This window comes from Halopseudomonas oceani (assembly GCF_963677335.1).
GTDB classification, from domain to species: Bacteria; Pseudomonadota; Gammaproteobacteria; order Pseudomonadales; family Pseudomonadaceae; genus Halopseudomonas; species Halopseudomonas oceani.
Genome location: NZ_OY781932.1, coordinates 3853684 through 3880059, shown reverse-complemented (window position 1 = coordinate 3880059; position 26376 = coordinate 3853684). Strand labels below are relative to the sequence as shown.

The window sequence follows — 26376 nt, the reverse complement described above, 5'->3', positions numbered from 1 at the left end:
TTGCTGGGTGCGCGTCAGGCGCGGGTCTGAAAACTGAGGACAAATTCGGCGCCGTGCTGATCTGCGCGATTATGGCCGACCAGGCTGCCTCCGAGTGCGTCCATGATTTGCCGGGAGATGGACAGCCCCAGTCCCAGGCCCTGCTTCATAGATTTGGTGGTGAAAAAAGGCTCGAAGATCTGCTCGGTATTGGCGGGCAAGCCCGGGCCGTTGTCCTGCACGCGGCATAGCAACTGCTGGCCCCGCGCTTCGATCTGTACGCTGATACGCGGTTCGGCTACCGCTTCGACCGCCTGAACTGCATTGCTCAGCAGGTTGACCATGACCTGCTCGATGCGGATCAGGTCACCATGCACCATGGCAGGTTCCGGCGGGCGCTGCCAGTCGATGGCGATGCGTTCCATGCCGTCTTGTGCATTGATGATCTTGATTGCCGCGTCGACCGGTTGGCGCAGATCGACCTGCGACGGCAGCCCTTCTGATTTACGGGCAAAGACTTTGAATTGGCGGGTCAGCTCGGCCATTTTGTCGCACAGGCTGATGATCTCGCCGAGGTTGCTGTCGACCGTCTGCTGGTCTCCGCGCTCAAGAAAGCGCCGGCTGTTGCGGGCGTAGGCCTGGATTGCTGTTAGCGGCTGATTCATTTCGTGGTTCAAGCCTGCTGACATTTGCCCGAGCACCGCCAGCTTGGCGGCTTGCACCAGCTCCTGCTGGATGGCTTTGAGTTCCTTCTCGGCGCGTTCGCGCTCGCGTACCTCGTCAATCAACTTTTGATTGGAGGCCTTCAGGTCGGCGGTGCGCTCATTGACGCGGCGTTCGAGTTGAATGCTGCGCTCGGCCAGCTCCGCTTCGCGGCGGTAGCGTTCGCGCAGATAAAGCCAGGCCAGTAGTGCGCCTGACAGCAGCAGAATACCGACCAGCAGAAAACGGACTTGTACCCAGAATACCGAGCGGGTGCCGATCAGCACGCGCAGAGACCATTGCTCGTTCGGCAGCGGGGTGGTGATGCCAAGAAACTCGCGATGTACACCTTGGTCGTTCAGCAGCAGGCGCTCGGTCGCGTTGCTGGTGCCAACCGGGGACGCTTTCACCGTGAAGTCGAGCGCGGTAATGCGCTGGTTGGCATAGCGTTGCTCCCTTGCCAGCTGATCGCGCTGGGCAATGTCGAGCGGGGCAATGGCGCGAAACAGCCAATCCGGGCGGCTGGCGAGAAAACTCACGCCTTGGGCATCAGTTACCAGCATTTCGGCGTCGTCGAGTGCGTCGGGTCGCTGCCACTGTTGCTCCAGTTCGGTGACCTGCACCTTCATGGCGATGACGCCGAGCGGCTGCGGATTGGCACCGGTGGTTTGAATGGCATGCGCGAAGTACAGTCCGCGTACTTCCGAGGTCGTGCCCAGAGCGAAATAGAACGCAGGGCTCCCCGGTTTTTCCAGCGCCCGCCGGAAGTAGGGGCGGTAGCTGAAGTTTTGACCGATGAAGCTGGCCGGTTGCTGATAATTGCTGGCCGCGATGGTGTGGCCGTGGCTGTCCATCAGATAGACATCGGAGCTGGCGACGATGGTGGCCATGGCGCGCATGATGTCGTTGGCGGCGGCAACCAGTTTCGGGTCCTGCGGGTGTTGCAGTGCCTGGTGGAGCACTGGGTGCTGGGCGGACAGGGTAACAATCGGGTTGTAGCGTTTGACTTCGTTGCTGATCAGCTGGCTGTAGCGAAAGGATTCGTCCCGGCCCTGGCGTTCCACCTGGCGATAACCCAGCACGGCGCCAGCCTGCCAGGCGGTGATGGCGACCAGGGTAAAGCTCAAGGCAATCCAGAGCGGGTGCTTCATGTTCAACAGCTCGCAAACAGAAGGCCTGAGCGTAGCTGGCTACGCCCAGGCAAACAACATCAGGACAAGCTGGGTGCTGCCTGCCGACCGAGCTTCTTCTGCAGGGCGACGGCGGCGACCGCAGTGGCGATGCCAACCAGATCGGTGAGCCCGCCCCCTTCGATCATCAGGAACGCGGCAACAGTCAGCAGGGCGCGGATGAACCAGGAGGCACGCAGGTTCATGAACCAGCCCTGAACGCCGGCCGACAGCAGATACACCCCGGCACTGGCGGTGATCAATGCCTGGATGATGGCAGGAATACTGTCGTTCATCAGCAGCGCGCCGTTATAGAAGAACATGAACGGCACAATGAAGGCGGCCAGACCGATCTTGAACGAGGCCATCGAGGTCTGCATCGGGTTGGCACCGGAGATGCCGGCAGCCGCGAAAGAGGCCAGGGCAACCGGTGGGGTGATCGCCGATACGACCGCGAAGTAGAACACGAAGAAGTGCGCGGTCAGCGGGTCGATGCCCAGCTGGATCAGGCCGGGTGCGACCACCGAGGCGGCGACGGCATAGGCGGCGGTGGTGGGCATGCCCATGCCCAGTACGATGGAGATCATCATTGCGAAGATCAGCGCGAGCAGTTGGCTGGCGTCGGCCAGACCCAGCAGCATCGAGGAGAAGCGCGCGCCGACACCGGTCAGCGCGATGACGCCAACGATCACGCCGGCGCAGGCGCACACCACAATGATTTGGATCGACATTATGCCCGCCAGCTCCAGCGCCTTGAGCATGCCGCGCAGGCCCATCTTGTTGGGTGACAGCCAGCTGACCACGGCGGCAGCGACAGTCGCCAGGGTGCCGGCACGGATCACCGAGTAACCGACAAACAGGGCGACCACCAGAATCAGGATGGGTACGAACAGGTAGACCTGGCGCAGCAGGGCCTTGAGCTGCGGCAGCTCTTCCTTGCGCATGCCACGCATGCCGGTCTTGGCCGCTTCCAGATCGACCATGAAGTACACCGAGGCGAAGTACAGAATCGCCGGGATGACCGCCGCAATGGCAATCTCGGTGTAGGGGATGCCGGTGATCTCGGCCATGATGAAGGCGCCTGCGCCCATAATCGGCGGCATGATTTGACCTCCGGTGGAGGCAGCCGCTTCCACCGCGCCAGCGGTTTTCTTGCTGTAGCCGACCTTCTTCATCAACGGAATGGTCAGCGAGCCGGTGGAGACCACGTTACCGGCGCTGGTACCGTTGATCATGCCCATCAGGCCGGAAGCGAAGATCGACACCTTGGCCGGGCCGCCGCGCGAACGGCCGGCGCAGGCAAAGGCGAAGTTGACGAAGTAGTCGCCGACCTTCGATGCCTGCAAGAAGGCGGCGAAGATGATGAACAGGATGATGTAGGTCGAGGACACGGCGGTGGTTGGGCCCAGTACGCCAATGTCGGTGTAGACCTGACTGAAGAAGCGCTGAATGCTCAGGCCGGGATAGCCGAGGAAGCTCGGCAGGTGCGGGCCGGCAAACACATAGGCGACGAACAGCAGGGCAATCACCACCAGCGCGAGACCGGCGACGCGGCGGGTCATCTCCATGATCAGCGCGGTGCCGGCAACGGCAGCGAAGCTCATGCCGATGGGCGCGAAGGGGGTGCCGGTGCTCATGCGCAGCGGTGAATTGAAAATCACCAGAAAATAGCCAGCCGTCGCCAGCGAACAGACGATCAGCACCAGGTCCGGCAGGTTGAAACCGTCGCGCTGCTGGCGCTGCAGCCAACTGAGCACAATGCCGAGCCCGGTAGCGGCCAGCAGTGGCCAGCCAAAATGCAGGGTTTCGATGTCGACCGGTACGCGCATGGCGCCGCCTTTGAGCAACTGGTACATCGAGACGGTTTGCCACAGGGCATTGGCTGCGGGCAGCAGCGCGGCAGTCGCCGCGACATTGAGCCAGCGGAGCATGGCGCTGGGGGCGTCGGCAAAGCCGCGACCGGAGAACAGCAGGTAACCCAGGATCAGCGCGCCGCAGACGTGAACGATGCGATAGCTCCAGGTCTCCATCGGCGACACGTTCAACACATAGAGATGGAAAGCCGAATAGGCGATGGCGAGCAACGCCATGCCATGCATGCGCCAGCCTTGATACAGGCGGCGGTTGCCCTCGACGGGTTCGTCATCCACGCCTTCTGCCATTACCGGGTCGGTGGGGGCGAGGGTGGCCTGCGGATCATCCGCATGGGAGTGAGTTAGCTGAGTCATGGTGCACCTGCAAGGGAGCGGGCCGCCCGGCGTGGGCCGGGCGGCGGTGGACAGGGAAAGAAGGGGTTACTTGACCAGTGCCGGGTCCAGCTCGTAGCCGTTCTCGGCAAACCAGCGCGCCGCGCCCGGGTGCCACGGAATGAAGGTGTTCTTGTCGCGATTTTCCGGAATGCTGGTCACCGCAGACTGGTGGATGGACACCATGCGCGGGTTGTTTTCCATGGTCAGGCGGGTGACTTCATAGACGAAGCTTTCCGGCAGGTCACAGTTGGCCACGGCGAAGTTCCACATGGCGACGGCGCGCACATCGTCCTTTACCGTGCTGTAGGTGCCAGCCGGGATGATGTACTCGGAAACCGGGTAGGCGGCGATCAGCTTGTCAGCTTCTTCCTGCGTGAAAGACAGCACGTTGACCGAGGTTTGTACCTCCAGCTGGCTGATGGTCGGGATCGGCACACCGGCGGCGAAGCCGACCATGTCGAGCAGGCCGTCCTGCATCTGACCACCCAGGTCGGCCCAGCTGCCGTTGCGTGGCTCGAACTGGACGCCGAGGGTGCGCAGCATGTTTGGGAAGTAGCTGTCAGAGGTTGAGCCGGATGGGCCGAAGCCGATGCGGGTGCCTGCCGGAATGCCGCTCACGCTGGTGATGCCGGAGCTGCCCAGAGCGGCCATGGAGAACGGCGTTTCGTACATTGGGAACATGGCGCAGGTGTTATCCAGCGGCATGCCCGGAGCCAGTGGGCTTTTGCCTTCGATCGCGTCGCGGGCCGGGCCCATGGTAGTGAAACCGAACGCCAGATCGCCGGTGTGAACCAGCGCCATGTTCTGTACCGGGCCGCCGGTCACTTCTGCGCCGCCGGAAACACCGGTCTGCTCGGCGATGAAGTTGGCCCAGCCCGAGCCGTAAGCGAAGTAGGTGCCGCCCTGGCTGGCGGTACCGACGGTGAAGCTGGAAGGCCAGCCGGCGCGATCCTGAGCAAAAGCAAACGAACTGGACAGCAGGGCAGTGGCAGACAGGCCGGCAACGGCCAGGGTGCGTAGGGTTTTCATGGCATAACTCCGGTTCTTGTGTTTGTTGTTGGCCCGAGGGGTGGGCTATCACACATAGACCAGAGCAAGCGTTGTGCCACAGGAAGGAAGTTGCTGTTTTTTAAGGGGTTTGTATTTTCTGGCAGGGTGTGTTGGGTGGATTCTCACCCCGATTTTCGATGGTGATGGGTGGGAAATGACCCATTGCCGCCGGGCGGCCCGGCGACAAAGGTAGAGGAGATCAGACGGTCAGATAGCGCTGGATCAGGTCGTCGTTCAGTTCATCCATCGGGCCGTTGGCGACCATGCGCCCGCGTTCCATGATGAAGAAGTTTTCCGCTGCCCGGCGGGCGAACGGCAGCTTTTGTTCGACCAGCAGCACGGTCAGCCCCAGCTCGGTGTTGAGCTTGCGGATGACATCGCTGATGTCGCGCACGATGTTGGGCTGAATGCCCTCGGTCGGCTCATCGAGAATCAGCAGCTTGGGGTCGAGCACCAGCGCCCGGCCAATCGCCAGTTGCTGCTGCTGACCGCCGGACAGATCGCCGCCGCGGCGGTGTTTCATTTCCTTGAGCACCGGGAACAGCTCATAGATGTGCGGCGGAATCTGCCGAGCGCGGTCGGGGCGCGCACCGAGCGAGATTTTCAGGTTCTCTTCCACCGTCAGCAGCGGAAAGATCTCCCGGCCCTGCGGCACGTAGCCGATCCCGGAGCGGGCGCGGTTTTCGGTCGAGAGCTTGGTGATGTCGCGGCCCATCAGGCTGATCTGTCCGCTTTTCACCGGCAGCAGGCCGGTGATGCATTTGAGCAGGGTGGTCTTGCCCACGCCGTTGCGGCCGAGCAGGCAGCTGCAGCTGCCTTCTTTCAGCTCGAGGTCGAGATCCCAGAGGATGTGGCTCTGGTTATAAAACTGGTTGATACCTTGAATGCTGAGCATGGTCATTCCCCCAAGTAGACTTCGACCACACGCGGGTCATTCTGCACCTGATCCATGGTGCCTTCGGCCAGCACCGAGCCCTGGTGCAGCACGGTGACCTTGCGGGCGATAGAGCGCACGAACGCCATGTCGTGCTCGACCACGATGACCGAGTGACGGCCGGCTAGCGAGGTCAGCAGCTCGGCGGTGTGTTCGACTTCTTCACCGGTCATGCCGGCGACCGGTTCGTCGACCAGCAGCACGCGCGGGTTCTGCATCAGCAACATACCGATCTCCAGCCATTGCTTCTGGCCGTGTGACAGGGCGCCGGCTTCCATGCGGAACTGTTCCTTCAGGCCGATCAGCTTGAGCACCTCGTCGATGCGGTCGAGCTGTTCGCCGGTCAGGTTCTTGTTCAGGGTGTACCAGACGTGCTTGTTGGAGGCGGTGGCCAGTTCCAGATTCTCGAACACCGAGAGCGCCTCGAAGATGGTCGGCTTCTGGAACTTGCGGCCGATGCCGCCGCGGGCGATCTCGTGCTCGGACAGCTTGAGCAGGTTCATGCGCTGGCCGAACCAGACGCTGCCGGTGTCCGGGCGGGTCTTGCCGGTGATGACGTCCATCATGGTGGTCTTGCCGGCACCGTTGGGGCCGATGATGCAGCGCAGCTCACCGTCATCGATGTACAGGTTCAGGTTGTTCAGCGCCTTGAAGCCGTCAAAGCTGACGCTGACGTCTTCCACGTAGAGGATCGGGCCGTGGGTGGTGTCGACCTTGGCGGAGAAGTCCGGCGCGGGCTGGACGAAGTCGAAGACCTGATCGCGGCGCCAGGTTTCGCGCAGTTGTTCAAGCGGGTTCATTGTTTGTCTCCCTTGCGGCTGAAGCGGTCGAACAGGCCCACGATGCCCTTGGGCAGCAGCAGGGTTACCAGTACGAACAGACCGCCGAGGATGAACAGCCAGGTTTCCGGTGAAAAGGTGGTGAAGAAGGTCTTGGCGTAGTTGACGCTGAACGCACCGACGATGGCGCCGAACAGGGTGCCACGGCCGCCGGTTGCGACCCAGACCACCATTTCGATGGAGTTGAGCGGAGAGAACTCGCCCGGGTTGATAATGCCGACCTGCGGCACATAGAGCGCGCCGGCTACTGCCGCCAGCATGGCGGAGAAGACGAACAGCCAGAGTTTGTAGCTTTCGACCTGATAGCCGCTGAAGCGGGTACGGCTTTCGGCATCGCGGATGGCGATGATCACCCGGCCCATGCGCGAGGTAACGATGTAGCGGCAGGCCATATAGCCGAGGATCAGGGCAATCGAGGACGCCACGAACAGCCCGACGCGGGTGCTCTTGGCCGCCAGATCAAAGCCGAGGATTTCCTTGAAATCGTTCAGGCCGTTGTTGCCGCCAAAGCCCATCTCGTTGCGGAAGAAGGCGAGCATCAGGGCGTAGGTCAGCGCCTGGGTGATGATGGCGAAGTAGACGCCGGTCACCCGCGAACGGAACGCCAGCCAGCCGAACACCATGGCCAGCAGGCCCGGCACCAGCAGCACCATCAGCATGGCGAACCAGAACATGTCGAAGCCCTGCCAGTACCAGGGCAGCTTGTCCCAGTTGAGCACCACCATAAAGTCCATCAGCTCGGGGTGGCCGTAGACGCCACGGTCGCCGATCTGGCGCATCAGGTACATGCCCATGGCGTAACCGCCCAGGCTGAAGAAGGCGCCGTGGCCGAGCGACAGGATGCCGGCGTAGCCCCAGATCAGATCGACCGACAGGGCCAGCAGGGCGAAGCAGAGAAACTTGCCGAGCAGCGCCACGGTGTAGTTGGAAATGTACAGCGGTGAGTCAGACGGCACCGCCAGGTTGAGAATCGGCACAATGATGGTGGTGAGCAGTACCAGGCCCAGCACCAGCATTCCGCCCCGATCACTGAGTAACAGTCGTTGGGTAAGCATACTTCCCTCGTTCAATTCGGTTGGAAAAGAAACAGCAGCGGCGATCAGTCAGCCGCGGCCCGTCCTTTCTGCGGGAAGAGTCCCTTGGGTTTCTTCTGGATAAACAGGATCAGCATGATCAGCACCAGCACCTTGGCGAGCATGGCGCCGGCCCAGGGCTCGAGGAAGTTGTTGATCAGACCCAGGCTCATGGCGCTGACCAGCGTGCCCCAGAGGTTACCCACGCCGCCGAATACCACCACCATGAACGAGTCGATGATGTAGGCCTGGCCGAGGTTGGGGCCGACGTTGGTGATCTGCGACAGCGCAACACCAGCCACCCCGGCGATACCGGAGCCCAGACCGAAGGTCAGGGCGTCGATCCAGTTGGAGCGCACACCCACAGCCCGGGCCATGGCGCGGTTCTGCGAGACGGCGCGGACCTTGAGGCCGAGGCTGGTGCGCTTCATGACCAGCATCAGGGCGAAGAACACCGCCAGCCCGAACAGCAGGATGTACAGACGGGTATAGGTGATCGACAGCACCGGGTTGATGCTCAGGGTGCCGCTGATCCATTCCGGCGAGGTGACCGAACGGTTGAGCGGGCTGAACAGGGTGCGCACGGCCTGCTGCAGGACCAGGCTGAGGCCGAAGGTGGCCAGCAGGGTTTCCAGCGGGCGGCCATAGAGGAAGCGGATGACCCCGCGTTCGATGGCGATGCCGACCAGTGCGGTGATCAGGAAGGCGGCCGGAATGGCAATCAGCAGACTCCACTCGATCAGATCCGGGAACAGCACCTGAATACCCCAGGTGGTGTAGGCGCCGATCATGATCAGTTCGCCGTGGGCCATGTTGATCACGCCCATGACGCCAAAGGTGATGGCCAGGCCGATAGCGGCCAGCAGCAGAATCGACCCCAGGCTGAGGCCAAAGAATACATTCTCGATAAAGCGGTAGAAGTCGATGCGGCCCTGAATGGATTCGATGGCCTTGGCTGCAGCAGCGCGCAGCTCTGCGTCGTCGTCATTCTCGGCGACGCTGCGCAGAGCGTTGCGGGCCTCCTGTTCAAGAGAACCGCTGAGGGTGTCAATGGCGGCCATGCGTTGATCGCGGTCACCGTTCTGCAAGTCAAACAGGGCCAGCGCTGCGTCGATTGCGTCGTTCACCCGGCCAGACTCTTCGGCCGGCTGGTGCTCGCGCAGCAGGGCGGCGGTCTCGGCATCCACGCCGTCACGGATAAAACGTTGCACAGCGTTGTAGCGCTTGTCGCTGTTGGGGTGAGTCAGGTTGAGCTGGGCAACCATCCCGCGCAACTGGGTACGCAGGCTGTTGTTCACCGGAATGCGGCGCAGACCAGCGGTGTCGGTCAGGTCGCTGCCATCCAGGGCGTCGGTCAACTGGTCGCCGCTGCGAATGGCGATGACCGGTGGTTTATCCTTGCTGGCCAGCAGGTCGCCGGCAACAAGGGCGTTGAAAATGTCGGCCAGACGGTCGTCCTGCTGGCTGGCGAGTTGGTCGACGGTGGCGGCGCGCTGGCGCAGGTTGCCGGTTGCCAGCTGGCGGACCAGTTCGTCAACGGTGGGTTGAGCAGAAGCGGGCGCCGCTCCTGTGTCCTGGGCGCTGGCGTGCAGAGGCAGACTGCACAGACACAGCAGCAGCAAACGGGTAAGCCATTGCTGCACGGCATGCCGGGGTGTCAGACGGCAAATGGGGTTCATGGCATCGTCCTGATTGAAGATCGAACTGAATGTGCAACCGGGGCGTGATGGTCGCCCCGGTTGCCGTGGCGGGCGCATGGCCCGCCGTCAGAGGGTGGCTGATTATTCGGCGGTGGCGCCGACGCAGCTCTTGGTCTGGGTGTTGTAGTTGCCGCAGCTGATCGGGGCAGTCCAGTCGGAGATCAGGTCCTTGCTGCCTTCCAGGTAGTCGGACCAGGCGTCGCCGGGCACCAGCTCTTCGGTGCTGGAAACGGTCAGGAACTGGCCGTCGTCCTGGATTTCACCGATCAGGACCGGCTTGGTGATGTGGTGGTTCGGCAGCATGGTGCTGACGCCGCCAGTCAGGTTCGGGACTTCCACGCCAACCATGGCATCGATGACCTTGTCGGTATCGGTGGTGCCGGCTGCTTCAACCGCTTTGACCCACATGTTGAAGCCGATGTAGTGGGCTTCCATCGGGTCATTGGTGACGCGCTTGGTGTCGCCGATGTAGTCGTGCCAGGCCTTGATGAAGGCTTCGTTTTCCGGCGTTTCTTCGCTCATGAAGTAGTTCCAGGCAGCCATGTGGCCGACCAGCGGAGCGGTGTCGATGCCGGACAGCTCTTCCTCACCAACGGAGAAGGCAACAACCGGGATGTCTTCTGCGGAAACACCCTGGTTACCCAGTTCGCGGTAGAAGGGCACGTTGGCGTCGCCGTTGATGGTGGAGACCACGGCAGTCTTCTTGCCGGCGCTGCCGAAGCGCTTGATTTCAGCAACGATGTTCTGCCAGTCAGCGTGGCCGAACGGGGTGTAGTTGATCATGATGTCTTCTTCAGCCACACCGTTGGCCTTCAGATAGGCTTCCAGGATGCGGTTGGTGGTGCGCGGGTAGACGTAGTCGGTACCGGCCAGAACCCAGCGTTCAACGCCGACTTCATCTTTCAGGTAGTCAACCGCCGGAATGGCTTGCTGGTTCGGCGCGGCGCCGGTGTAGAACACGTTGCGGGACGATTCTTCGCCTTCGTACTGAACCGGGTAGAACAGGATGCCGTTCAGCTCTTCAACCACCGGCAGAACGGATTTGCGGGAAACCGACGTCCAGCAGCCGAAAATGGCGTCCACGCCATGCTGCTCCAGCAGTTCACGGGTGCGTTCGGCGAACAGCGGCCAATTGGAGGCCGGGTCAACGACCACGGGTTCGAGCTGTTTGCCGAGCAGGCCACCTTTCTTGTTCTGCTCTTCGATCAGCATCAGCATGGTGTCTTTCAGGGTGGTTTCCGAGATAGCCATTGTGCCGGACAGCGAGTGCAGCACGCCGACCTTGATGGTTTCCTCGGCTTGGGCGCTGAGTGCGCCAATGGCCATGCTGCAGGCGACGCCCAGTGCGCCGACCTGTTTGACGATCTTCTTCAGAGTCATGTTCCTTTCCTTTCTCTGTTATTGGCAGGAGTCACGGCTGTTGCTCGATACTTGCTGGTCCGGTGTTGACGCCCCAGGACCGCGCAGACCGCCCCAGCAAGTCAGCCTGTGCCATGAACAGAGCAGAGACCGTGCCAGTTTTGACATTGGCTGACATTGTCAAAGTCGAAGCGCGCTGGCGTGGGGGTTGCAGCGGAGGCTGACTGAAATGTGAGCGGCTTGCGCGGTGTTTGGCGGCAGTGCTATGCGGTGGTGCGACGCACGAATATGGTGCGTTGCCGTGGTGCGTGGTCAGGATTTTGTGCGGAAAGGGGAAGGGACAAGTGAAAGCCCGGGCCGCGTTGCACGGCTCGGGCTCCGACGCATTACATCAGCTCGATGGCTACTGCGGTAGCTTCGCCGCCACCAATGCACAGCGAGGCCACGCCGCGCTTGCCGCCGGTCTGTTGCAAGGCATTGATCAGAGTGACGATCAGCCGCGAGCCGGTGGAGCCAACCGGGTGCCCCTGGGCACAGGCACCGCCGTAGATGTTGACCTTGGCGTGGTCCAGGCCGTGCTCACGCATGGCCAGCATGGTGACCATGGCGAAGGCTTCGTTGATCTCGAACAGGTCGACATCTGCGGCAGTCCAGCCGGTCTTGTTGAACAGGTTGGTCATGGCGCCGATCGGAGCGAGGGTGAACTCGCTCGGGTCCTGGCTCTGGGTGGCGTGGCCGACGATACGGGCCAGCGGCTTCAGACCACGGCGCTCGGCTTCGGCAGCGGTCATCAGCACCAGGGCGCTGGCGCCGTCGGAGATGGAGCTGGCGTTGGCGGCGGTGACGGTGCCGTCTTTCTTGAAGGCCGGTTTGAGGGTCGGGATCTTGTCCAGATTGGCGTTCAGCGGCTGTTCATCGTCCTTGACCACGACCTCGCCCTTGCGGGTCTTGACGGTGACCGGGACGACTTCGTTGGCCAGCACGCCGCTTTCAATGGCGGCCTGGGCGCGTTTGAGCGATTCGATGGCGTAGGCGTCCATGTCGTCGCGGGTCAAACCGTTCTGGTCTGCGGTGTCCTGGGCGAAGGAGCCCATCAGGCGACCAGTGTGTGCATCTTCCAGACCGTCGAGGAACATGTGGTCCTTGATTTCACCGTGGCCCATGCGCAGGCCGGTGCGGGCTTTCTCAATGATGTAGGGGGCGTTGGACATGCTTTCCATGCCGCCCGCTACCATGATGTTGTTGCTGCCGGCCTTGAGTGCGTCATGGGCCTGCATCACGGCTTTCATGCCGGAGCCGCACAGTTTGTTGATAGTCGTGCAGCCCGTCGCGGCTGGCAGACCGGCGTTCAGGCTGGCCTGGCGGGCCGGACCTTGCTTGAGGCCAGCGGGCAGTACGCAGCCCATGATGACCTCTTCTACCGCTTCGGCTGGGATGCCGGCTCGGCTGACGGCTTCGCGAATGCTGATGGCGCCCAGCTCAACTGCGCTAATGCTGGACAGGCTACCCTGAAAACCACCCATGGGGGTGCGAACGCCACTGACGATTACGATGCTTTGGTCCGACATACCGGCTCCTGACTTGATGTGTGGGTGCTTGTTGAGACTATGAAGCTAAGTTCAGTCACAAAACGACTTTGTTTACAATTATACGCATGATGGTCGCAAAGAAAATCCGTATGATAATTTCCGCTTGCGCTGGCTGGGCTACTCTGGAATCAATTGCATTTGCCCGGTTGCGTACGACGACCGTTCCATGTCCTGACAATCCCAAAAACAGTAGGCCATTCAATGCTCAATACTCGTATCCTCAAGCCGACCGACGAGGCGCGCTCCACTCCGTTGCTGATCAAGAACCTGTTACTGACAGGACAGCGCTACGAGCGCACGCAGGAGATCATCTATCGGGACCTTGTTCGTTACGACTATCGAACCTTCAATGAGCGCGTCTGCCGCCTGGCCAATGCGCTGACCAAGGCGGGCGTCAAGGCGGGTGACACCGTTGCCATGATGGACTGGGACAGTCACCGTTATCTTGAGTGTATGTTCGCTGTTCCCATGCTGGGCGCGGTGATGCACACCATCAACGTTCGTTTGTCGCATGACCAGATCCTGTACACCATGAACCACGCCGAAGACATCGTGGTGCTGATCAACAGTGAGTTTGTGCCGATCTACAAGGCCATCGAAGGCGAACTGACCACCGTTACAACGACCATTCTGCTTACCGACGAAGACGAGAAGACGGCTGACCTCCCGGGCCTAGTGGGTGAATACGAGCAACTGCTGGCGGCGGCAGAAGCGACTTACGAATTTGCTGACTTTGACGAGAACTCGGTTGCTACCACCTTCTATACCACCGGCACCACCGGTAATCCGAAAGGGGTGTACTTCACCCACCGTCAGTTGGTGCTGCACACGCTGGGGCAGGCTGCGTCACTGAGCGCGCTCGACAGCGTTCGTCAGCTCGGTAACCGCGACGTCTACATGCCGATTACCCCGATGTTCCACGTTCACGCCTGGGGCATCCCTTACACGGCGACCATGCTGGGTCTGAAGCAGGTTTATCCGGGCCGCTACGAACCCGAGCGTCTGGTGCAGATGATCAAGGACCACAAGGTCACCTTCTCCCACTGCGTACCGACCATCCTGCAGATGGTGCTGAACGCCGAGGGCGCCAAGGACTTCGATTTCAACGGCATGCGCGTGATCATTGGCGGTAGCGCCCTGAACCGGTCGCTGTATCTGGCGGCGAAGGCCAAAGGTATGCAGCTGGGGGCCGCCTACGGCATGTCCGAGACCTGCCCGATGATTTCTGCTGGCTACGTCAACCTGGAGCTGGAAGAGGCGTCTGAGGAAGTGCAGATCGCTCATCGGATCAAGGCCGGTGTGCCCGGTCCGCTGGTTGAAGCGCAGATCATGGCGCCGGATGGCTCGATGCTGCCGAATGACGGCGAAACCCAGGGCGAACTGGTGCTGCGCGCGCCCTGGCTGACCCAGGGTTATTTCCGTGAGCCGGAGAAGAGCCAGGAGCTGTGGGCTGGCGGCTGGATGCACACCGGTGACGTAGCAACTATCAGCCCGATGGGCTTTATCGAGATTCGCGACCGGATCAAGGACGTGATCAAGACTGGCGGTGAGTGGTTGTCTTCGCTGGAGCTGGAAGACCTGATTAGTCGTAGCCCGCTGGTGGCTGAAGTGGCTGTGGTCGGTGTGCCGGACCCGCGTTGGGATGAGCGTCCGTTTGCGCTGATCGTCCCGGCGGCCGGTCAGACGGTTACGGCTCAGTCTATCGCCGATCACCTGACGCCCTGTGTAGAGGAAGGCCACATCAACAAGTGGGCGATTCCACATCAGATTGCGGTGGTTGCCGAGATTCCGAAAACCAGCGTCGGCAAGCTCGACAAGAAGCGCATCCGCGCTGATATCGCCGGTTGGCTGGAAGCGGGCGCGGAGTGCATCTCCTCGCTGGCTTGATCGCCGGATGAAGTCCATGCCGCGCCGGTTTCCGGCGCGGCTTTTTTATGCCTGAGACAGTGGGCCATAACATGCTAGTTGTCTCATTGGCTTCTTTTGAATTGCTTTTATTTCTTGTTGTAGAGCTTGATTTAGAGCGGGTTTGTGTTTTTTTGTGCGATGGGTTCTGTGGTGTAAATGGGACGAATGGGCTTGATTAGCTCGCCTCCAGACAGTAGAGTCGTGGCCCTCTCAAGTCTTATAAAAATCCTAATAAATCCTCTTCGCTGCGTGACCCGGTGTCTATCATCAGGTAATGCGGGCGATGTTGTGCGTCTGAAGGTCTGACGGCAGGCACCGTGTGTGCTCCTTGAGGGAACAACACCGGTCATGGTCGTTGCAGCGAATGTGCTGGTGGCCGGTCACCCCAAACAACTCCAAGCAAAACAGGGCGAATGTATGAAACCCATCTCCATTGCTTCTTCGATTCTGGCAACCGCGCTGTTCGTGCCGTCTGTAATGGCTTCGGTCAGCGAGCAGGATGCGGCCAAACTGGGCTCCAGCCTCACACCGATTGGCGCCGAGGTTGCGGGCAACGCGGCCGGTACTATCCCTGAGTGGACCGGTGGCCTGGCGACTGACGCCGCTGCTGTTGATGCCAACGGATTCATGGCCGATCCCTACGCTGGTGAGCAGCCGGAGTTTGTCATTACCGCTGCCAACTATGAGCAATATGCAGACAATCTGGCGCCTGGTCAGATTGCCATGTTCAAGCGTTATCCCGACACCTTCAAGATGCGCGTGTTTGCCAGCCACCGTTCTGCCGCATTCCCCCAGGCTGTTTATGATGCCGCAGCGGCCAACGCGACCAAGACGACTCTGGTTCAGGGTGGCAACGGTCTGAACAACTACAGTCTGGCCTACGCTTTCCCGATCCCGGCAGATGGTCTGGAAGCGATCTGGAACCACATTACCCGCTACCGTGGCGAGGCATTCCAGCGTACCGTGGTGCAGGCCACGCCGCAGGTCAATGGCAACTACAACGTTGTGCGCTTCGTGGAAGAATATGCCGTACCGAGCGGGCTGGAAGATTACGACCCGAGCACAGCAGCGGACATGCTCTACTACTTCAAGCAGCAGGTGACCGACCCGGCACGCTTGGCCGGTAACGTGCTGCTGGTCCACGAGACTATCAACCAGGTCGCTTCCCCGCGCATGGCCTGGATCTACAACGCTGGCCAGCGTCGTGTTCGCCGTGCCCCGCAGGTGTCCTACGATGGTCCGGGTACCGCTGCTGACGGTATGCGCACCTCCGACAACTTGGACCTGTACAACGGTGCACCGGATCGTTACGACTGGGAGCTGGTTGGCAAGCGTGAGATGTTCATCTCGTACAACAACTTCGAGCTGGGTTCACCGCAGGTCAAGTATGACCAGATCTTCCAGGCTGGCCACATCAACCAGGACCTGACGCGCTACGAGCTGCACCGCGTCTGGGAAGTGGTTGCCAACGTCAAGCCGAGTGAGCGTCATATCTACGCCAAGCGTCACATCTTTATCGATGAGGACTCCTGGCAGGCTGCCCACATCGATCATTACGATGGTCGCGGTGAGCTGTGGCGTGTCGCTGAGGCCCATGCTGTCCAACGTTATGCCGACAAGGTTCTGGGCTACACCATGGAAACCCTGTATGACCTGGTCGCTGGCCGTTACCTGGTGATGGGTGCCAACAACGAAGAGCGCAGTAACTACAACTACGGTTACAAGACCTCCAGTGTCGAGTTCACGCCGACTGCCCTGCGTCAGTCTGGCGTGCGCTAAGCGCTCGTTGCAGTAACCAAAACGCCCGGCTTTGCCGGGCGTTTTGCGTTGCGGCGCAGATACCTTTTCAGCAGACCTGAGCTATCCAGTCGTTCAGGTTGTAGTAGTTGCTGATGCGCGCGACCTTGCCGTCTTTAACGTCGAAGAAGGCGCCCGCCGGCAGCACATACTTCTGGCCTTTGGCTGGTGGCAGGCCTTCGTCGTCGGCCAGATACTCACCATTGACGACAAATTCAGCGGCGGCTCGGCGGCCATCGGCGCTGACCATGATGACCAGATCGGTCAATTGCTCGCGGTAGCAGCGATTCATCTTGTCCATAAACTCGGCGAATACCGCCTTGCCGGTCTGGCGCTCGCCCTGATTGATGTCGTGCACGATGTCATCGCTGAGCAGGGCGAGAAAGGCGGGCATGTCTGCGGCGTTGAAGGCGTCGTAATAGGCTTGGATCAGATCGCGGGTGGTCACGTGGGGCGGGCTCCTGTTAGAGGTTGGGCTGCAGGCATGATAAGTTGCCCGCAGGTGCCGGTACAGAGCCCGGCGAGATCCATTTGCAGCGAGTTTCAGCATGGACATCCAACTGCTCCGCGGACAACAGATTGCGCCCTGGATTGATGTACTGGCGGATCTGCGCATTCGCGTGTTTCGCGAATTTCCCTATCTGTACGACGGCAGTCGAGAATACGAGGCCGAGTACCTGTCCACCTACCTGCGCAGTCCGGACAGCCTGTGCGTGCTGGTGCAGGACGAAGGTCAGGTGGTCGGTGCGTCTACCGCGCTGCCGCTGGCGGATGAGAGCGAGGCATTCAAGCGGCCATTTGTCCAGCAGGGCTGGAACTGCGAGCGGGTCTTCTACTGCGCCGAGTCCGTGGTGCTGCCTGCATGGCGGGGCAAGGGGTTGGGGGTGCGGTTCTTTGCCGAGCGCGAAGAGCATGCGCGCCGGCTTGGCCGGTTTGAATGGTCAGCGTTCTGCGCGGTGCAACGCCCCGTCGACCATCCGCGGCGCCCAGCGGATTATCAGCCGCTGGATGCCTTCTGGGCGCGCCGGGGCTATCAGCACCACCCGGAACTGGCGACGGTCTACCACTGGCGCGACCTGGATGAGGCTGAGGAATCAGCCAAACCCATGTCGTTCTGGCTGAAGGAGCTGGTCTGATGATTACCTTGGCTGCCTGCCAGTACCACATCGATCTGCTGGAGACCTGGGACGCCTATGCCCGGCACTTGACGACCCTTTGTGAGCAGGCGGTGGCGCAGGGGGCTCAGCTGCTGTTGTTGCCGGAGTACGCCGGGCTGGTGCTGAGCGGCCAGTTGCCCGCCGCCGAGCGCAGCGATCTGCATGCCTCCATCGCCGGCATCCAGCCGCTGGTGCTGCGCTGGCTGGAACTCTGCGAGCAGATTGCGCGGGACTGCGGCGTCTACCTGCAACCCGGCTCAATGCCGGTATTGGATGAGGATGGGCAATACCGTAACCGTGCCTGGCTGTTCGGCCCGCAGGGCTGCCTCGGCAGTCAGGACAAATTGATGATGACCCGCTTCGAGCTGGAGCAGTGGAATATCGCCGCCGGCAGTGAGTTGAACGTGTTCGACACCGACCTGGGCAAGCTCGGCATTCTGATCTGCTACGACAACGAGTTCCCTATGCTGGCGCGTGCGCTGGCCGAGCAGGGTGCTGATCTGATTCTGGCGCCGAGCTGCACCGACACGGCGGCCGGGTTTTACCGGGTGCGTATCGGCGCGCAGGCGCGGGCGCTGGAGAATCAGGTTGCTGTGCTGCAGTCGCCCACCGTTGGCATGGCTGCGTGGTCACCGGCGCTGGACGAAAATACCGGCCGCGCTGCGCTATATGTGCCCTCGGACTATGGTATGCCAGCCAACGGCATTGCTGCTGAAAGCCCGGAGCTGAGCCCGGCCCAGAGCCATTGGCTGATCTGCCAGCTGGATCTGGACGAGGTGCGCCGGGTGCGTGACAACGGCCAGGTATTTACCCGCCGGGACTGGCCAAAGCAGTTTGGCTGTGTCGGCTCCGCAAAGCATTAGCCGATAGCACCACATTCGGCCGCTTCGAGCACCGCTCTGACCTGGTAGAGCGCTGACTCAAGACGGGGGATATCCAATGAGCCCAGTGCCAGCCTGATCGCCTGCGGCGTGTGTTCACCCACCACGAAGGGTGCAGCGCTGGATACGGACACGTTGCGCTGCAGGAGTGCGGATACCACCTGCTCAGCGCGTACCGTCGCTGGCAGCCGCAACCAGAGAAAGTAGGCATTGGGATGGCCTTGCCAGGGGAGTCCGTGTAGCACTCGGCGAGCGAGCTGTTGCCGGGCTGCGGCATCGCTACGCTTTTGCTGTTCCAACTGCTGCACGGTGCCGTCGCTGATCCAGCTGCAGGTAATGCGGGTCAGCAGTGCCGGGGTATTCCAGGTTGTCGCTCTAATCGTGCGTTGCAGGCTGGCAACCCGGTTGATAGGGGCAACCAGATAGCCCACCCGTAGGCCGGTGGCGACGCTTTTGGAAAAGCCCGAGACGTAGAGGGTACGCTCCGGTGCGAAGTTGTAGAGAGGCGGCGGCGGGGCATCAGCAAGAAAGGCGTAAGCGGCGTCTTCGATCAGCAGCAGATCGTGCTGACGCGCCAGAGCTGCCAGTTTTTTTCGCTGCGCACGGGGCATGACCCAGCCGAGCGGGTTGTGCAGAGTGGGCATGCAGTACAGCGCACGTATCTTGCGGTGTTGGCATAGCGCGTCGAGCGCCATCAGGTCCGGCCCAGCCTTGCCCGCCGGGATTGCCAGCACCTCCAGGTGCAGTAATTGTGCGATGGCCTTGAATCCGGGGTAGGTCAGGGCATCCGCCGCAATCACATCACCAGCGCGCAGCGTACTCATCAGGGCTACCGCGAGACCATGCTGGGCGCCGCTGACCAGCATCAGTTGTTCTGCCGTTACCGCCAGCCCTCGCGCACTCAGGTGCTCGGCAACAATGGCCCGCTCGTGCGGCCGTCCGGCGTGCGGTTGATAGTGCAACAGCGCGTCCAGATCGCCTGACGCTGCAAGCTGGCGTAACGCGCTGCGCAGCAGCTCCGTTTGCTCCGGCAGTTCGGGATGGTTGAAATTGAGGTCGAGCATGTCCGGTGCTGTCGGGCTCTGATCGATACCCTGTCCTGGAGAAACACGGGTTTCGCGAACAAAGGTGCCGCGCCCGACCTCGGCGCTGATCAGTCCCATTGATTCCAGCTCTGCGTACACTCGTGACGAGGTAGCGAGTGCCAGATGCTCTTCTTTCGCCAGGGTGCGGTGGGTCGGCAAGCGTGTGCCCGGGGGCAGTGTGCCGGAGCGTATCTGTTCGGCGAAGCGGTCAACCAGTTGCTTGTAGCGCGGCGCTGGCATTGGTGTATCCATGACAATTTATTGATTGTCATGGTCTGCTATCTGATTCTGCCCGGCAACAGTGATTTGTTATCAGAGGGTTTAACGCCGTGCACATCAGTATTCTCACGTTCGAAGGGTTCAACGAACTCGACTCCTTTATTGCCTATGGCATTCTCAATCGTGTCCGTCTTGAGGGCTGGCGCGTGACTATTGCCAGCCCAAGCGAGCGCCCCTGTTCGATGAACGGGCTGGTTGTTGACCGCCAAGCCACTCTGGCCCAAGCGTGCAGTGCCGACGCGGTGCTGATTGGTAGTGGCCTGCAGACCCGCCAGATAGCCGAGAATGACGGGTTGATGGCGCAACTGGCGCTGGACCCGGCGCGCCAGTTGGTAGCGGCGCAGTGCTCCGGAGCACTGCTGTTGGCCAGGCTGGGTGTGCTGGAGGGTGCCCCTGCCTGCACTGATCTGACCACGCGCCCCTGGCTGGTCGATGCGGGCGTGGATGTGCTGGAGCAACCGTTCTATCAGCAGGGCAATATCGCAACGGCTGGCGGCTGCCTGGCGTCTGTGTATCTGGCGGCCTGGCTGGTCTGGCGGTTGGCCGGGCAGGCGGCAGTAGAGCAGGCAGTTCACTATGTAGCGCCGGTCGGAGAGAAGACGGATTTTGTTGAGCAGGTCCTTTGCCGGATTCAGTCTGTGGGTTGATACGCTTGCGCGGACTTCACCCTGGACGCAGGATGGCCAGCGAAGCCAGGCCGAAGCGGAGAAAGAACGATGACTACAGTGTTGGGAGGCTGCCTGTGTGGGGCGGTTCGTCTGCGGGCTGAAGGCCAGCCGTTGCGCGTTGGCATCTGCCATTGCCTGGATTGTCGCAAGCACCACGGTGCGTTGTTTCACGCTTCGGCGATCTTCGTGTTGGCGGCGGTCGAGATAGCGGGGCAGACCGCGGAATATGCCGGACGGCATTTCTGTCCGCTCTGTGGGTCGTCGGTCTATTCACGTAGCGGCGACGAGATGGAGGTGCATTTGGGTGCGCTGGATGAGCCGGATCAGTTTATCCCCAGCTACGAGCTGTGGAGCTGTCGCCGTGAGGCGTGGCTACCTCCCTTTGCCGTGCAGCAGCGTTTTCAGCGCGACGCCTGACGGAGCAAACCAACTGCATCTGGCCTTGCCCTGATAGCCATTTGGCGCCGGTGAATAAATCTTCCTGTATCCCATGCGGGCTTCTGTTGCTGCCGGTTTAACGACCGGTTGTTGTGTCGCGCTTGAAGCCCGCTGACAGGCCGCCTTCTGCTGCCGGGTGGGCGTTGCTGGTACTGGGAGTTTCCGGCAATTGACTGCCAAGCGGTAATGCCGCCTGGTCAATGTGGCGGTGGTCCAATGGCCGACAATCAGTGGCTTGCGGCGTTCAGCCCTGGTATGAGGGTGTGCACGGTGATGTCCGTTTTCGGTGAAGAATGCCGCGGCGAATGCTATATATCTTGAAACGTATCCCGGTGAGAACGCATTCTATCCAAAGGATGCGGTGTGCAGGCGCACAACTCAGGGAGCAGTTCAATGCAGTTATTCATGCTGTACTCAATGGCCGTCAATCTGTCAGTTGGCGCAGCGCTGCTTCTTGCCTGGCAGCGGGACAAGGGACAGCCTTTTACCCGCTGGATCGGCCTGTTCTTTATGACCGGTGCGCTCTGGGTACCCACTACTCTGCTCTATTACAGTGATACGCCGCTGCGCTGGTTGGGCGGCGTGGGCTGGTGTGCTCACATTGTGCTGAGCATGTTGTTTCTGATGTACGGTGCCTCGCTGATGCGGGGAGCAACCTATCCCCTGCGCTACTTTGTGCTGTCGGGCGTCATCATGTTTGTGGTGCTGATGCTGGCGCTGCTCTGGTCGCCGCGCATGGCGGTGTTCACCATCGCGTTAATGTTCTCGGTCACGGCGCTGTTTGTCGCCCAGCAGCTACGCAGTGGCCCCCCGGCAGAAAAGCTGGCCAGCGGGCTGCTGCTGCTCAATGCACTGTGCTGGTGGATTTCCCCGATCTGGGGCGTTGAGTCTCATCCGCTGCAGGCTCAGATCGTCGCCTTGATCCGTTTGCTGATGGGGCTGGCGTTGCTTTATGCCTGTGTTGATCGTTCGGCGCAGCAGGCCGAGCGTCTCAGTTCGCGCTTTATGCGCCTGACCGATAGTTCGCATCAGGGCGTTGTCGTCTTGCAGGGTGACCGCTTCGTCTACGCCAATCCCGCGGCCTTGCGTCTGTTCGGCTTGAAAACCTCCGCTGAGATTCCACCCAACTGGGAGCAGCTCGCGCTGAAGGACTTTGATCGTCAACTGTTCGCGGAGCGACTGGCCGAGCTGCGCAATGGCGACGCGGAAACGCTGTCCTGGGTGCAGACTGTCACCGGCCCCGCTGGCAGGATATTGCAACTGCGCATGACTGGCTGGCTGACCGAGTGGGACGGTCGCGTGGCGATTCAACTGGTGCTCTCTGACGAGACCGATATTCGCGAGGCCGAACAGCGCCTGATTCAACAGGCAACCCATGATCACCTGACCGGTACGCTTAACCGTTTTGGCATAGAGCAGCTCGCCAGTGTATCGCTGCGCGACGGACGCGGGCATGCCCTGATACTGATCAATATTGATCGCTTCTCCAGCATCAATGATGCCTTTGGCTACACCAAGGGAGATGAGTTGCTGAGCCAATTGGCTGCGCGCATGGCCGAGGTCAGCAACGGTAACCCCTCGCTGGCGCGTATCTCGCGCGACGAGTTTCTGCTTTTGCTGCCGCTGCAAGACGGGCCTGCCAGCGCCAGTGCGATTGCCTCTAGGTTGTTACAGCGCGCTGGCGAAGGCTATCAACTGGCAGGTATCGACCTGAATATCACGGTATCTATCGGCGTTGCGCTCTACCCGAGCAATGGTGACAGCTTTGAGCGCCTGCTCAAGCAGGCCAGTCTGGCAGTCAAGAGCGCCAAGGATGCGGGGCAGAACATGATTCGCTTCTTCGACAGCGACATGGATGGGCAGCTGCACGAGGAAATTCTGTTGACCAGTGAGCTGCATGGGGCGGTGCAACGCAACGAGTTTGTGTTGTATCTGCAGCCCATCCTGGACATGCAGAGCGGCAGGGTGGTGGGTGCTGAGGCGCTGATTCGCTGGTTGCATCCGGTACGTGGTTTTGTCTCGCCAGGTGTATTTATCCCGATTGCCGAGAAGGCGGGGCTGATTGTCGAGATTGGCGGCTGGGTGATTGATCAGGCTTGTGCGTTGCTTGCCGGCTGGGTTGGTCAACCAGTGCTTGGCGAGTTGACGCTGGCGATCAACGTTTCTGCCAAGCAGTTTGGGCGCGGCGACCTTGATCAGGTTCTTGCGCGCAGCCTCGCGGTCCATCAGGCACCGGCGAATCTGCTAGAGCTGGAGATCACCGAGTCGGCGCTGATCAACCAGCCTGAGCAGTTTGTCGACCTGCTGGCCCGCCTGCGCCGGCTGGGTGTGCGGCTGGCGATCGATGATTTTGGTACCGGTTATTCAAACCTGACCTATCTGCAGCGTTTTATGGTCGACAAGCTGAAGGTTGATCAGTCGTTTGTGCGGGATGTGGCACTCAACTCGCAGAACGCGGCCATCGTCCAGGCGGTGGTGCAGATGGCGTCCAGCCTGGGGCTGAAAACGACTGCTGAGGGGATTGAGGATAGCGAGACCTTCGATACCCTGCGCTCACTCGGGTGTGATCAGGCCCAGGGCTACCTGTTCTCGCCGCCGATGCCGGCGCCGGACTTTGACGGATGGGTGATGCGCAGGAGCGAAAATGGCCAGACAGGGGACTGCAGTTAGCCTAGGGTGATCCATCCGCGGCTGGCCTCCTGCGGCCTGCCTACCTATACTCTGGGTCTTGAACCCTAAGCTGGCACTGTCAGTGCAGCTTGGCCGATTTTTTGATGCTGGAAGCAAGATGACGCAAACACCCACCCTGATTCGCGAAACGTTCCCTGTTGGCCCATTGCAGTGTAACTGCACGCTGATTGGTGATCCGGTCAGCAAAAAGGCGATTGTGGTGGATCCGGGCGGGGACCATGAATTTATCGTCAAACGCCTCAATGAGCTTGGGCTCAAGCTGGTCAGCATCATTCATACCCATGCCCATCTGGACCACTTTCTGGCGTCCGGTGAACTGAAGAAGCTGACCGGTGCTACGCTGCACCTGCACAAGGAAGATCAGTTTCTCTGGGACGGTCTGGAGATGCAGTGCAAGATGTTCGGTATCCCCTACAAACCAGCCCCGGCGCCGGACCAGTGGTTGCAGGATGACGAGGAGCTGGCCTGCGGGTGTGGGGTTGCGTTGCACACGCCGGGTCATACGCCGGGTTCGATGAGTTTCTGGTTCCCCGAGGGCAAGCTGCTCATTGCTGGTGATACCCTGTTTCGCCGTGGTATCGGGCGCACCGATCTGTGGGGTGGGGACTATCGTCAGATTGAACGATCGATTCGCGAACGACTCTATACGCTTGATGAGGATGCGATTGTGGTGACCGGGCACGGGCCGGATACCCGCATCGGAGATGAGGTTCGCGAGAATCCATTTATTCGCGGCTGAGTGCCGCGTCTGGCTTGGCCTTGGGGTCGGGCGAGAGACAGAACCAACCAGAACAAGGGAATTACTATGAAAAGCCAAGGTTTGATTATTGCGGGTGCCTGTGCACTGATGATTGCCGGGTGTACCAACAACCCCTATACCGGCGAACAGCAGGCTGGCAAGTCTGCGGTTTACGGCGGGATTGGTGCACTGACTGGCGCGGCCATTGGCGCCGCCACCTCAAGCAGCGATGATCGTGCCAAGGGTGCGCTGATCGGTGCAGCCGTTGGCGGCGCAGCTGGTGGCGGTTATGGCTACTACGTCGACAAGCAGGAACAGCGCCTGCGCCAGGAGCTGACTGGCACTGGCGTGCAGGTCATCCGCAACGGCGATACCCTGCAGCTGGTCATGCCAGGCAACATTACCTTTGCATCAGGCTCGTCCGACATCTCCAGCAGCTTCTATCCGACGTTGAATTCGCTGGTCAAGGTGTTCAAGGAGTTCGACCAGAACGGCATCAACATCGTCGGTCATACCGACAGCACCGGTTCCATGGAGCTGAACATGCGCCTGTCGCGTGAGCGCGCAGCCAGTGTCGCGTCCTATCTTGCCGGCCAAGGCGTCAGTGGCGCACGCATCAGCAGCGCCGGTGTTGGCCCGAGCCAGCCGATCGCTAGCAACGAGACTGAAGCTGGTCGTGCGCAAAACCGCCGCGTCGAGATCACCCTGCGTCAGCTCTGATCACTGCAGGCGAGCCAAAAGGCCAACCGGGGTACCCGGTTGGCCTTTTTTGGTTTCTCATGGAGTCTCGCTGGGGCGGTGCGAGGTCGTTGCACCAAGAGCGTCTGCTGGATGTTCAGGACGTGGAGTGTGCACGTGTGGTTCGTCCCGTTTACGCGGGCGAGTAGCGCAGGGCTGGTGGGAAAAAGAGCGGCAGCATGTCTGAGGAGCGCAGTGACGAGTTCTGCCGCTCCCCGCCAGACCGAGCAACGCAGCGAACCCGCAGGGCCGCGTAGCCGGGTGCCCCTTGGCTCGCCGTGAAGGCGAAAGGCCTAGTGGAGACGATCACTGGAGTGGAGGCCATAGTCCGGTGACGGTGATGGAGTGTTTCTGCGCAAATTCTCGCGCAAGTGAAAGGGGCGAAAAGTTTCCTGGTTTATCGCTCCGTTGCCCGATCAGCCGGCGTCGGAAATTGCTGGTGCAGGCGCGCCAAGTGGGCATCCTTGTCGAGCCACAGCTGATTGACCCAAGCCTGGAACTCGCCGCGGAACGCTTCGTCCTCCTGGTAATTGCGGCCGAGGAATGCCGCCGGAATCGGCTTGAGTTCAAGATGCACGACCACGTGCCTGACCTTTCCGCACAGCAGGTCCCAGAAGCTCGGGTTGCCATCGGGATAGTGAATGGTGATATCCAGCAGTGAGCGCAGGTGCTCACCCATGGCATCCAGAACGAATGCGATGCCACCGGACTTGGGTTTGAGCAGGTACTTGAACGGTGACTGCTGTTGCTGGTGCTTGGCCGGCGTCAGGCGGGTGCCTTCGAGGAAGTTGAAGACCGCCACCGGGGTGGATTTGAACTTTTCGCAAGCCTTACGGGTGGTTGCCAGATCCTGTCCGGCTTTCTCCGGGTGCTTGGCCAGATAGGCCTTGCTGTAGCGTTTCATGAACGGGAAGTCGAGCGCCCACCAGCACAGGCCAATGACGGGTACCCAGATCAGCTCCTGCTTGAGGAAGAACTTGAGCATTGGCATGTGGCGGTTGAGTACGTGCTGCAGGGCCAGAATGTCGACCCAGCTCTGGTGGTTGCTGGTGACCAGGTACCAGCCGTTGTAGTCGAGCCGCTCCAGCCCCTCGATATCCCAGCGGGTGCGCCCACTGAGCGCCATCCAGCCGCTGTTACAGGTGATCCAGAATTCGGCGACGCGGATCATCACCCGGGTGCAGAAGGTGCGCAGCGCGGGTATCGGCAGCAGCTTGATCAGGGCGAAGACGAACAGAATCGGCGCGTGGATCAGGGTGTTCAGCACCAGCAGCAGGGTAGCAATGATACCGCGCACGGAAGCAGGCAGAAACGACAGCATGGGGTTGGCTCATCTAGGGGCCGCTCGCAGG

Annotated in this window: 21 protein-coding genes; 9 read left to right on the top strand and 12 right to left on the bottom strand. The window is 60.9% G+C overall.

Translation table 11 applies throughout. From position 1 onward, the window contains the following. Positions 1-14 precede the first annotated feature (14 nt). From ACKPCU_RS17935 to ACKPCU_RS17895, 9 genes are all read right to left on the bottom strand, one after another. Positions 15-1832 (bottom strand): sensor histidine kinase, encoded by a 1818-nt coding sequence (locus ACKPCU_RS17935; RefSeq protein ID WP_321348785.1) that lies wholly within the window; start codon positions 1830-1832, stop codon positions 15-17. Between the two features lie 59 nt (positions 1833-1891). Further along, entirely contained in the window at positions 1892-4078 is a 2187-nt protein-coding gene (locus ACKPCU_RS17930) for a TRAP transporter permease (protein ID WP_321348783.1), read from the bottom strand. Between the two features lie 66 nt (positions 4079-4144). Next, positions 4145-5128 carry a TAXI family TRAP transporter solute-binding subunit gene (locus tag ACKPCU_RS17925; RefSeq protein WP_104738904.1) on the bottom strand — a complete coding sequence of 328 codons (984 nt, stop codon included), beginning with the start codon at positions 5126-5128 and terminating at the stop codon, positions 4145-4147. A gap of 220 nt (positions 5129-5348) precedes the next feature. After that, complete coding sequence (gene urtE, locus ACKPCU_RS17920) at positions 5349-6044, bottom strand: urea ABC transporter ATP-binding subunit UrtE (protein WP_321348780.1); 696 nt, start codon at positions 6042-6044, stop codon at positions 5349-5351. 2 nt (positions 6045-6046) lie between these two features. After that, complete coding sequence (gene urtD / locus ACKPCU_RS17915; protein ID WP_321348779.1) at positions 6047-6883, bottom strand: urea ABC transporter ATP-binding protein UrtD; 837 nt, start codon at positions 6881-6883, stop codon at positions 6047-6049. After that, the gene (urtC, locus tag ACKPCU_RS17910) at positions 6880-7992 is read right to left on the bottom strand and encodes an urea ABC transporter permease subunit UrtC (protein WP_407651773.1); all 1113 of its coding nucleotides are present in this window, start codon (positions 7990-7992) and stop codon (positions 6880-6882) included. Before urtC ends, urtD begins: the two co-directional genes overlap by 4 nt. A 29-nt stretch (positions 7993-8021) precedes the next feature. After that, complete coding sequence (gene urtB / locus ACKPCU_RS17905; protein WP_321348778.1) at positions 8022-9674, bottom strand: urea ABC transporter permease subunit UrtB; 1653 nt, start codon at positions 9672-9674, stop codon at positions 8022-8024. Between the two features lie 102 nt (positions 9675-9776). Then, a complete protein-coding gene (urtA, locus tag ACKPCU_RS17900) occupies positions 9777-11075 on the bottom strand; it encodes an urea ABC transporter substrate-binding protein (protein ID WP_104738901.1) in 1299 nt (432 codons plus the stop codon). A gap of 365 nt (positions 11076-11440) precedes the next feature. Next, a complete protein-coding gene (locus ACKPCU_RS17895) occupies positions 11441-12622 on the bottom strand; it encodes an acetyl-CoA C-acyltransferase (RefSeq protein ID WP_321348776.1) in 1182 nt (393 codons plus the stop codon). A 222-nt stretch (positions 12623-12844) separates the two neighbouring features. Here ACKPCU_RS17895 and ACKPCU_RS17890 point away from each other — a divergent pair, with 222 nt between their 5' ends. Together ACKPCU_RS17890 and ACKPCU_RS17885 are read left to right on the top strand one after the other, a co-directional pair. After that, positions 12845-14530: a fatty acid--CoA ligase gene (locus tag ACKPCU_RS17890; RefSeq protein ID WP_321348774.1), complete on the top strand. Its 1686-nt coding sequence runs from the start codon at positions 12845-12847 to the stop codon at positions 14528-14530. A 438-nt stretch (positions 14531-14968) separates the two neighbouring features. Then, a complete protein-coding gene (locus tag ACKPCU_RS17885) occupies positions 14969-16330 on the top strand; it encodes a DUF1329 domain-containing protein (RefSeq protein ID WP_321348773.1) in 1362 nt (453 codons plus the stop codon). Positions 16331-16397: 67 nt separating this feature from the next. Here ACKPCU_RS17885 and ACKPCU_RS17880 read toward each other — a convergent pair whose 3' ends face one another. Continuing rightward, a complete protein-coding gene (locus tag ACKPCU_RS17880; RefSeq protein WP_407651864.1) occupies positions 16398-16742 on the bottom strand; it encodes a ketosteroid isomerase-related protein in 345 nt (114 codons plus the stop codon). Between the two features lie 154 nt (positions 16743-16896). On the opposite strand from ACKPCU_RS17880, the gene ACKPCU_RS17875 reads away from it, so the two are divergent. Both ACKPCU_RS17875 and ACKPCU_RS17870 read left to right on the top strand, forming a co-directional pair. Then, the gene (locus ACKPCU_RS17875) at positions 16897-17484 is read left to right on the top strand and encodes a GNAT family N-acetyltransferase (RefSeq protein WP_321348771.1); all 588 of its coding nucleotides are present in this window, start codon (positions 16897-16899) and stop codon (positions 17482-17484) included. After that, the gene (locus tag ACKPCU_RS17870) at positions 17484-18368 is read left to right on the top strand and encodes a carbon-nitrogen hydrolase family protein (protein ID WP_321348769.1); all 885 of its coding nucleotides are present in this window, start codon (positions 17484-17486) and stop codon (positions 18366-18368) included. The genes ACKPCU_RS17875 and ACKPCU_RS17870 overlap by 1 nt, the downstream gene beginning before the upstream one ends. Here the strand turns inward: ACKPCU_RS17870 and ACKPCU_RS17865 are convergent. Then, a complete protein-coding gene (locus ACKPCU_RS17865; protein ID WP_321348767.1) occupies positions 18365-19711 on the bottom strand; it encodes an aminotransferase-like domain-containing protein in 1347 nt (448 codons plus the stop codon). The genes ACKPCU_RS17870 and ACKPCU_RS17865 overlap by 4 nt on opposite strands. Before the next feature lie 89 nt (positions 19712-19800). Here ACKPCU_RS17865 and ACKPCU_RS17860 point away from each other — a divergent pair, with 89 nt between their 5' ends. The 5 genes from ACKPCU_RS17860 (at position 19801) to ACKPCU_RS17840 (ending at position 25006) form a co-directional block, all read left to right on the top strand. Continuing rightward, complete coding sequence (locus ACKPCU_RS17860) at positions 19801-20397, top strand: DJ-1/PfpI family protein (protein ID WP_321348765.1); 597 nt, start codon at positions 19801-19803, stop codon at positions 20395-20397. A gap of 69 nt (positions 20398-20466) precedes the next feature. Further along, positions 20467-20835, top strand: coding sequence for a GFA family protein (locus ACKPCU_RS17855; protein ID WP_104738893.1), 369 nt, complete (start codon positions 20467-20469; stop codon positions 20833-20835). A gap of 414 nt (positions 20836-21249) precedes the next feature. Beyond that, positions 21250-23526: a putative bifunctional diguanylate cyclase/phosphodiesterase gene (locus tag ACKPCU_RS17850; protein WP_321348763.1), complete on the top strand. Its 2277-nt coding sequence runs from the start codon at positions 21250-21252 to the stop codon at positions 23524-23526. A gap of 118 nt (positions 23527-23644) precedes the next feature. Then, positions 23645-24286 (top strand): MBL fold metallo-hydrolase, encoded by a 642-nt coding sequence (locus ACKPCU_RS17845; protein ID WP_321348762.1) that lies wholly within the window; start codon positions 23645-23647, stop codon positions 24284-24286. Positions 24287-24352: 66 nt separating this feature from the next. Then, positions 24353-25006, top strand: coding sequence for an OmpA family protein (locus ACKPCU_RS17840; protein ID WP_104738890.1), 654 nt, complete (start codon positions 24353-24355; stop codon positions 25004-25006). 415 nt (positions 25007-25421) lie between these two features. Here ACKPCU_RS17840 and ACKPCU_RS17835 read toward each other — a convergent pair whose 3' ends face one another. Beyond that, positions 25422-26345, bottom strand: a complete 924-nt coding sequence (locus tag ACKPCU_RS17835) for an acyltransferase (protein ID WP_321348761.1) — start codon at positions 26343-26345, stop codon at positions 25422-25424. Positions 26346-26376: the final 31 nt, after the last annotated feature.

What these genes read in the sequence shown, in the direction of transcription:
- ACKPCU_RS17935 (WP_321348785.1), bottom strand. Translation starts at nt 1,832, where the DNA reads ATGAAGCACCCGCTCTGGATTGCCTTGAGCTTTACCCTGGTCGCCATC.
- ACKPCU_RS17930 (WP_321348783.1), bottom strand. Translation starts at nt 4,078, where the DNA reads ATGACTCAGCTAACTCACTCCCATGCGGATGATCCGCAGGCCACCCTC.
- ACKPCU_RS17925 (WP_104738904.1), bottom strand. Translation starts at nt 5,128, where the DNA reads ATGAAAACCCTACGCACCCTGGCCGTTGCCGGCCTGTCTGCCACTGCC.
- urtE (WP_321348780.1), bottom strand. Translation starts at nt 6,044, where the DNA reads ATGCTCAGCATTCAAGGTATCAACCAGTTTTATAACCAGAGCCACATC.
- urtD (WP_321348779.1), bottom strand. Translation starts at nt 6,883, where the DNA reads ATGAACCCGCTTGAACAACTGCGCGAAACCTGGCGCCGCGATCAGGTC.
- urtB (WP_321348778.1), bottom strand. Translation starts at nt 9,674, where the DNA reads ATGAACCCCATTTGCCGTCTGACACCCCGGCATGCCGTGCAGCAATGG.
- urtA (WP_104738901.1), bottom strand. Translation starts at nt 11,075, where the DNA reads ATGACTCTGAAGAAGATCGTCAAACAGGTCGGCGCACTGGGCGTCGCC.
- ACKPCU_RS17895 (WP_321348776.1), bottom strand. Translation starts at nt 12,622, where the DNA reads ATGTCGGACCAAAGCATCGTAATCGTCAGTGGCGTTCGCACCCCCATG.
- ACKPCU_RS17890 (WP_321348774.1), top strand. Translation starts at nt 12,845, where the DNA reads ATGCTCAATACTCGTATCCTCAAGCCGACCGACGAGGCGCGCTCCACT.
- ACKPCU_RS17885 (WP_321348773.1), top strand. Translation starts at nt 14,969, where the DNA reads ATGAAACCCATCTCCATTGCTTCTTCGATTCTGGCAACCGCGCTGTTC.
- ACKPCU_RS17880 (WP_407651864.1), bottom strand. Translation starts at nt 16,742, where the DNA reads ATGCCCGCCTTTCTCGCCCTGCTCAGCGATGACATCGTGCACGACATC.
- ACKPCU_RS17875 (WP_321348771.1), top strand. Translation starts at nt 16,897, where the DNA reads ATGGACATCCAACTGCTCCGCGGACAACAGATTGCGCCCTGGATTGAT.
- ACKPCU_RS17870 (WP_321348769.1), top strand. Translation starts at nt 17,484, where the DNA reads ATGATTACCTTGGCTGCCTGCCAGTACCACATCGATCTGCTGGAGACC.
- ACKPCU_RS17865 (WP_321348767.1), bottom strand. Translation starts at nt 19,711, where the DNA reads ATGCCAGCGCCGCGCTACAAGCAACTGGTTGACCGCTTCGCCGAACAG.
- ACKPCU_RS17855 (WP_104738893.1), top strand. Translation starts at nt 20,467, where the DNA reads ATGACTACAGTGTTGGGAGGCTGCCTGTGTGGGGCGGTTCGTCTGCGG.
- ACKPCU_RS17850 (WP_321348763.1), top strand. Translation starts at nt 21,250, where the DNA reads ATGCAGTTATTCATGCTGTACTCAATGGCCGTCAATCTGTCAGTTGGC.
- ACKPCU_RS17845 (WP_321348762.1), top strand. Translation starts at nt 23,645, where the DNA reads ATGACGCAAACACCCACCCTGATTCGCGAAACGTTCCCTGTTGGCCCA.
- ACKPCU_RS17840 (WP_104738890.1), top strand. Translation starts at nt 24,353, where the DNA reads ATGAAAAGCCAAGGTTTGATTATTGCGGGTGCCTGTGCACTGATGATT.
- ACKPCU_RS17835 (WP_321348761.1), bottom strand. Translation starts at nt 26,345, where the DNA reads ATGCTGTCGTTTCTGCCTGCTTCCGTGCGCGGTATCATTGCTACCCTG.